The organism is Micromonospora sp. NPDC047134 (assembly GCF_040643455.1).
GTDB lineage: Bacteria > Actinomycetota > Actinomycetes > Mycobacteriales > Micromonosporaceae > Micromonospora.
In genome coordinates, this window is the sequence record NZ_JBEYUI010000037.1 from 35844 (window position 1) to 42736 (window position 6893).

The window sequence follows — 6893 nt, forward strand, 5'->3', positions numbered from 1 at the left end:
CGGGGTGCGGGGCCGGTCCGACGAACGCCGGACCGGCCCCCACCTCAGTTGCCCCGGTCGCGGTAGCGCTCGTACGCCTTGTTCACCGTGTCCAGGTAGGCGTCCATGTTCTTGCTCTTCAGCTCGTTGACGTAGCTGTCCCACTGGGCCAGGTCACGCTGCCCCAGGGCGAACTGCAAGGTGGCCTGGTAGACGTGGTCCTTGAGCGGGGTCTCCCAGAGCGACACCTGCTCCCGCTCCTCGTCGGTCAGCGGGTACGGCGGCGGCGGTGACTTCGGGGTACGGGCGTTCATCACCTTCTGGAACTCCTGCTCCTCCGGGGAGAAGAAGGCCTGCACCAGCTCGGGCCGGCCGCCGTAGGCGAACACTCCGTTGGCGAAGCCGAAGTCCTTCTGCAGGTGCTTGGGGGCCCCCGGGTTGAGGCCGATCATGTCGACCTCCTTGGCCAGGCTCGCCTTGCCGGCGGCGTCCTTGACGTAGGTGGTGCCCTCGACCCCCCACCGGGCGAACATCTGGCCCTCGTCGGAGTACCAGAGCCAGTCGACGAACTGCATCATGGCCACGAAGTTCTTGCTCTCCCGGGCCTTCGAGGAGATCATCATGCCGTTCTCCAGCCGACTGGCCGGGTTGATCTCCCCGGCCGGCCCGACCGGCAGCGGAATCTTGGTGACCTTCGCCTTCGGGTTGGTGGCCGCCAGGTCCGGCCGGTAGTCGTTCACCAGGGCCTGGGCGTTACCGCTGATCACGAAGGACTTGCCGTTGGCCAGCTTCTGCCGGGCCAGGTCGTCGGTCTGGGTGAAGCTCTCCGGGTCCAGCAGCTTCTCCGCGACCAGCTTGTTGAGGTACTCCAGGATGTGCCGGTAGTGCTCCGTGGCCCCGGTGTACTCGAACTTCTGCGCGCCGGCGTTCCAGCTGACGTGCTGGAAGTTCCAGCCCGCCCCCTCCAGGCCGTGCGAGACGGCCAGCAGGTTGAGCAGGGCGCCGGCCGGGTTGGGCTGGCTGTACCGGTCGGAGAAGGGGTAGACGTCCGGGTACTTCGCCTTCATCGCCTTGAGCATGGTGTAGACCTCGTCCCAGCTCTTCGGGATCTCCAGGCCCAGCTCTTCGAGGATGTCGGTGCGGACCACCAGGGAGTACTCGTGCCAGGGCTTCTCGTGCACCCCGGGCAGCAGGTAGAACTTCCCGTCGGCCTGGCGCAGGGTGTCCAGCTCCGGGTTCAGGTTCCACTTCTCGATCTTGTCCTTGAGGTTGGGCATCAGATCGAGGTAGTCGCTGACCGGCAGGATCGCCCCCGAGGAGACGTAGGCGTGCACGTCCGGCGGGTAGGTCTTCGGGATGAGCAGCGGCGCGTCACCGGCCCCGATGAGCAGGCTGCGCTTCTGGTTGTAGTCGCTCAACGGCACCGCCACCGGTTCCAGGGTGACATTGGTCCGGGCGGTCAGCTCCTTCCAGAACAGCCAGTCGTTCTTCAGCGGATAGTTCGGGTGGTTGTTGTAGAGGACGGAGAAGGAGAGCGCCTCGGTGGCCTTGAACTGCGTACCGGCGGCGTAGTTCTCCATCGCGCCGACCCGGTTCTCCGACAGGTTCTCCGAGTCGGTGGGATCGTCGCCACAGGCGGTGACGCTGGCTAGGGCGAGTAACGCGACGGTGGCTGCTGCCGCGTGACGCCACGATCTGCGGAACATGGCGGGTCCTTTCGCAGGTGATGGTGCGAGGGTGGGTCGGCTGCTCAGCCCTTCACCGCGCCGAGCATGATGCCGCGGACGAAATACCGCTGGACGAAGGGATAGACCAGCAGGATGGGCAGGGTGGTGAGCACGATCGTCACGGCCTTGAGGGTCGCCTCGGCCTGCACCTCGTTGGCCTCGGAGATGGCGCCGATGTTCTCCGCGCCGGTGGCCCCGGCGATCAGGTTGCGCAGGTAGATGGTGACCGGCCACAACTCCTGCCGGTCCAGGTAGAGGAAGGCCGCGAACCAGGAGTTCCAGAAGGCCACCGCGTAGAACAGCACCATCGTGGCGACGATGGCCTTCGACAGCGGCAGTACGATCCGCCACAGGATGCCGTACGTGTTGAGCCCGTCGACCGCGGCGGCCTCCTCCAGGTCGTTGGGCAGGCTCTCGAAGAAGGCCTTCATCACCAGCAGGTTGAACACGTTGATCGCGTTGGGCAGGGCGATGGCCCAGACGCTGTTCTTCAACCCCAGGCTGGTGACCAGCACGTAGTTGGGGATCAGCCCGCCGGTGAAGAACATCGTGAACACCGCTATGCCGATCAGGGCACTGCGTCCCTTGAGGTGCTTCTTGGACAACACGTACGCGTAACAGGTGGTCATCACGATCGAGATCAGGGTGGCGGTGACCGTGTAGAACACCGTGTTGCGGTAGTTGGTCCAGAACATCGAGTCCGACAGCACCAACTCGTACGTCTCCAGGGTGAACCCGCGCGGCACCAGGTTCACCTGCCCGGCGATGATGTACGCCTCATGGCTCATCGACCGGGCCACGATGTTGACGAACGGGTACAGCGTCACCACCACCACGGCGGTCAGGATGAGCGCGTTGACCACCTGGAACACCCGGTAGCCACGGCTCTGCTGAATCCCGCGCCGCCGTCGTCGGGGCTGGGGCGCGGGTGCGGTGGCCGGCTTGGCGGCCTCGACGGTCACCACAGGCTCGTCCCCACCGTACGGCGGGCGATCAGATTCGCCGACAGCACCAGGATCAGCCCGATCACCGCCTCGAACAGCCCGATCGCGGCGGCGTAGCTGAAGTTGCTGGAGGTGAAGCCGACCCGGAACAGGTATGTGGAGATGACGTCGGCGGTCGGATAGGTCAGCGGGTTGTACAGCAGCAGGATCTTCTCGAACCCGACCGCCATGAAGGTGCCGATGTTGAGGATCAGCAGGGTCACCATGGTCGGCCGGATCCCCGGCAGGGTGACATGCCAGGTCTGCCGCCAGCGGTTGGCCCCGTCGATGCGGGCCGCCTCGTACAGGTCGTCGTCGATGGTGGTCAGCGCGGCCAGGTAGAGGATGGTGCCCCAGCCGACGGTCTGCCAGACCTCGGAGGAGACGTAGATGGTGCGGAACCACTCCGGGCGTTGCAGGAAGGGGATCGCCTCGCCGCCGCCCGCGCGGACCAGCTGGTTGATCGTGCCGTCCATGGACAGCAACTGCATGACCATGGCCGCCACGATCACGATGGACAGGAAGTGCGGCAGGTACGACACCGACTGCACGAACCGCTTGAGCCGGCGGGCGCGTACCTCGTTGAGCAGCAGGGCCAGCACGATCGGCAGCGGGAAGCAGAACAGCAGGGTCAGCGCGCCCAGCGTCAGGGTGTTGGTGAAGACGTTCCAGAAGGTCGGGTCGCTCAGGAACATCTTGAAGTAGCGCAGACCCACCCAGTACTCGCCGAACAGGCTGCCGCCGGGCTGGAACCGGCGGAAGGCGATGACGTTGCCGAGCATCGGCAGGTACCGGAAGACCAGGAAGAACAGCAGCGGCAGGATGGCCAGGGAGTACAACTGCCAGTCCCGCCGCAGCGCCCGCCGCCAGGTCCGCCGCCGGGCCGCGCGGGGCAGCCCGGTCGACGGCGGTGCCGCCGAGGCCGGGCCGCTCATCGCCTCGGTCGATCGTCGACGGGTAGCTGAGCTCTCATGCGCGCCCTCCGGTCGCGTCCGGGGTGGGTTGTCCAGACGGCTCGCCCTGCCGCTGCGCGGCACCGCCACAACGAAAATTTCGGAAACCCGCTCGTAGTCCGTGCGGGGAACCTAAGTGTGTCCATAAATCGATGTCAAGGGCTGGAAATCCGATCAGCGCACTGGCACTGTGGTGCGGGTAAGCGATTGCCTGCGGTCCTTGGCCGTCGCGCAATCCATCGATCGTTGTCCTCGGTGATCGGTTGGGACATGGTGGGTGCTCCGAAATTCTCGGGGCCGGTGGTAGAGGGGCCGATGACTGAGAACCGCTCGTCGGCGGCGCTCGGCGCCACGACACTCGCGACCATCGCCCAGGAGGTTGGCGTCTCCTCGGCGACGGTGTCCAAGGTCCTCAACGGCCGCTCGGATGTGGCGGCGGCCACCCGGGCCCGGGTGGAGGCGAGCCTGGAACGGCACCGCTACCGCCGCCGGACCCGGCGGGCCGTCGGCGACGGCCAGATCGACCTGGTGTTCCACGAGTTCGGCTCCGACTGGGCGATGGAGATCATCCGGGGGGTCGAGGCGATCACCACGGCGGGCCGGGTGAACGTGGTGCTCTCGCAGTTGGACGGCGCCCACCGACCGCCGCAGCCCTGGTTCGACGCGATGCTCGCCCGGCGTCCCCTCGGGGTGCTGCTGGTGATGTGCAATCTGACCGACCAGCAGCGCCGGCAGCTGCGCCGACAGGCCATTCCGGTCGTGGTGGTCGACACCGACAGCGCCAGCGCGGCCTCCGGGCCGACCGTGGGGTCCAACAACTGGAACGGTGGCCTGCTGGCCACCCGCCACCTGCTGGATCTGGGGCATCGCCGGATCGCGATCATCTCCGGTCCGCGGGACGTGCTCTGCGCCCGCGCCCGCACGGCCGGCTACCGTTGCGCCCACGAGGAACTCGGCGTACCGGTCGATCCCGACCTGGTGCGCTCCGGGACCTTCCACCTGGACGCCGGATACACGCACGGCATCGAGCTGCTCAGCCGCCCGGACCGACCGACCGCGGTCTTCGCCGGCTCCGACCTCCAGGCGCTGGGGGTCCTGCGGGCGGCCCGGCAGCTCGGTCTGGACGTGCCCGGCGACGTCTCCGTGGTCGGCTACGACAACCTGCCGGTCTCCGCCTGGTCCGGCCCGCCCTTGACCACGGTCAACCAACCCCTGCGGGACATGGCCGGCACGGCCACCCAGATGCTGCTCGACCTGGCGCACGGGGTGGCCCTGCCCACCAGCCGCATCGATCTGGTGGCCGAGCTGGTGATCCGGGAGAGCACCGCCCCGCCACCGCGCCCCTGACCACAGCTGCGAGGACGGATGTCTCTGTTCGACCTGCCCCTGGACCAACTGCGCCGGTACGCCCCCACCATCACCGAACCGGCGGATCTCGACGACTTCTGGCGTACCACCCTCCAGGCGGCGGAGTCGGTGCCGGTGCTGGTCGAGGTACGCCCGGAGCCGACCGACCTGCGGCTGCTCGACACCTGGGACGTGACCTTCGCCGGTTTCGCCGGTGACCCGGTCCGGGCCTGGTACACCCGTCCGGCCGGGGTGCCGGAGCCGCTGCCGGTGGTGATCGAGTACGTCGGCTACGGGCGTGGCCGGGGCACCCCGCACGAGCGGCTGACCTGGCCGGTGGCCGGTTACGCGCACCTGCTGATGGACGCCCGGGGTCAGTCCGGCATGTACGGGGTGGGGGACACGGCCGACCCGCACGGGGCGGCACCGGGCGGCCCCTCCCCGGTGACCCGGGGCATCCTGTCGCCGCAGGGCTACTACTACCGCCGGCTCATCACGGACGCGGTACGCGCCGTCCAGGCGGCCCGGGCCCTGCCCGGGGTGGACCCCGGCCGGGTGGTCGTCGCCGGCAACAGCCAGGGCGGCGGGTTGGCCCTGGCGGTCGCCGGGCTGGCACCGGGGCTGGCCGCCGTTCTGGCCACCGCACCCTTCCTCTGCCACCTCCAGCGGGCCATCGAGATCACCGACGCCAGTCCGTACGGTGAGATCGGCACCTACCTCGCCGTGCACCGGGAGGCCGAGGCGGCCGTACGCCACACCCTGTCCTATGTGGATGCCGCCTGCCTGGTACGACGGGCCACCGCTCCGGTGCACCTGGGTCTGGGGCTGCGCGATCGGGTCTGCCCGCCGAGCACGGTGTTCGCCGCCTACCACCAGTACGGTGTCGCCAACGGCGGGCCGGTGCCGGAGCGCAGCATCCACGTCTACCCGTTCAACGGCCACGAGCACGGGGAGGCGGTGCACCTGCGCCGGCAGCTACGTTGGCTGGCCGAGCTGCTCGGCGACCCGACGCAGCCCGCCGGGCCGGCCCGGTCGACGCAGCCGGTCGGCGCAGGGTGACCGGTCGCCGATCAGCGGGGACCGAAACTTTCGGTGGTCATCGGTCCGGGTCAATCCGCTGTCCGCTGTGGTTTACTGCCGACCAGGGGTCGGTGCGGCCGGGTCACGTCGATCCCGAGAAGACAGTCGGGCACATTGAGCTTGCGGACGTGTTTCGATACTGTTTTCGATAGAACAGCTCCGATCTACTCACGAGGGCCGGCCGAAGTGCACCGGCCTGCGCGGCATCCGGGCGACCGCGCAGGTGACGGAAGGGTCATCGTGTTGGGCGGTAGTCGGAGCCGGCTTCCCATCAGCACGGCTTCGTCGAAAGGCTCACGCCATGAACAACGCGTTCGCCCGCGCCAGCGGGCGTCCCGCGACCAGACTGCGATCGCGCTCCGCGCTGATCTCGGCCGTGGTCGGTCTCTCCCTCGCCGCTACCACCGTGGTGGTGACGGCCTCCAGCGCCAGCGCGGCGACCACTCTGGGCGCTGCCGCTGCGGAGAGCGGCCGGTACTTCGGGGCCGCGATCGCAGCACACAAGCTCAACGACAGCGTCTACACCGGCATCCTGAACCGCGAGTTCAACTCGGTCACGGCCGAGAACGAGATGAAGATCAACGCCCTGGAGCCGCAGCAGGGGGTCTTCACCTACGGCACCGCGGACCGGATCGTCAACCATGCCCTCTCCCGGGGCTGGAAGGTCCGGGGTCACACCCTGGCCTGGCACTCCCAGCAGCCCGCCTGGATGGAGCGGATGGAAGGGCCGGCCCTGCGCTCGGCCATGCTCAACCACGTCACCCAGGTGGCCACCTACTACCGCGGGAAGATCGACTCGTGGGACGTGGTGAACGAGGCGTTCG

6 protein-coding genes are annotated in these 6893 nt (G+C 68.3%); 3 read left to right on the forward strand and 3 right to left on the reverse strand.

All coding sequences use genetic code 11. The features are described from left to right. Positions 1-44: 44 nt before the first annotated feature. Genes ABZ795_RS27270 through ABZ795_RS27280 form a run of 3 tightly spaced genes read right to left on the reverse strand, consistent with a single transcriptional unit; the run spans position 45 to position 3624 of the window. Positions 45-1685 (reverse strand): extracellular solute-binding protein, encoded by a 1641-nt coding sequence (locus ABZ795_RS27270; RefSeq protein WP_357532418.1) that lies wholly within the window; start codon positions 1683-1685, stop codon positions 45-47. 44 nt (positions 1686-1729) lie between these two features. Further along, positions 1730-2668 carry a carbohydrate ABC transporter permease gene (locus tag ABZ795_RS27275; protein ID WP_357532419.1) on the reverse strand — a complete coding sequence of 313 codons (939 nt, stop codon included), beginning with the start codon at positions 2666-2668 and terminating at the stop codon, positions 1730-1732. Then, positions 2665-3624 (reverse strand): ABC transporter permease subunit, encoded by a 960-nt coding sequence (locus ABZ795_RS27280; protein ID WP_357532420.1) that lies wholly within the window; start codon positions 3622-3624, stop codon positions 2665-2667. Before ABZ795_RS27280 ends, ABZ795_RS27275 begins: the two co-directional genes overlap by 4 nt. Positions 3625-3957: 333 nt before the next feature. Between ABZ795_RS27280 and ABZ795_RS27285 the strand changes: the two genes are divergently transcribed. The 3 genes from ABZ795_RS27285 to ABZ795_RS27295 all read left to right on the forward strand — a co-directional run. After that, positions 3958-4989, forward strand: coding sequence for a LacI family DNA-binding transcriptional regulator (locus tag ABZ795_RS27285; RefSeq protein ID WP_327025310.1), 1032 nt, complete (start codon positions 3958-3960; stop codon positions 4987-4989). An 18-nt stretch (positions 4990-5007) separates the two neighbouring features. Continuing rightward, positions 5008-6048: an acetylxylan esterase gene (locus tag ABZ795_RS27290; protein WP_357532421.1), complete on the forward strand. Its 1041-nt coding sequence runs from the start codon at positions 5008-5010 to the stop codon at positions 6046-6048. Between the two features lie 322 nt (positions 6049-6370). Further along, on the forward strand, positions 6371-6893 hold a 523-nt coding region (locus tag ABZ795_RS27295; protein WP_357532422.1), incomplete at its 3' end, for an endo-1,4-beta-xylanase.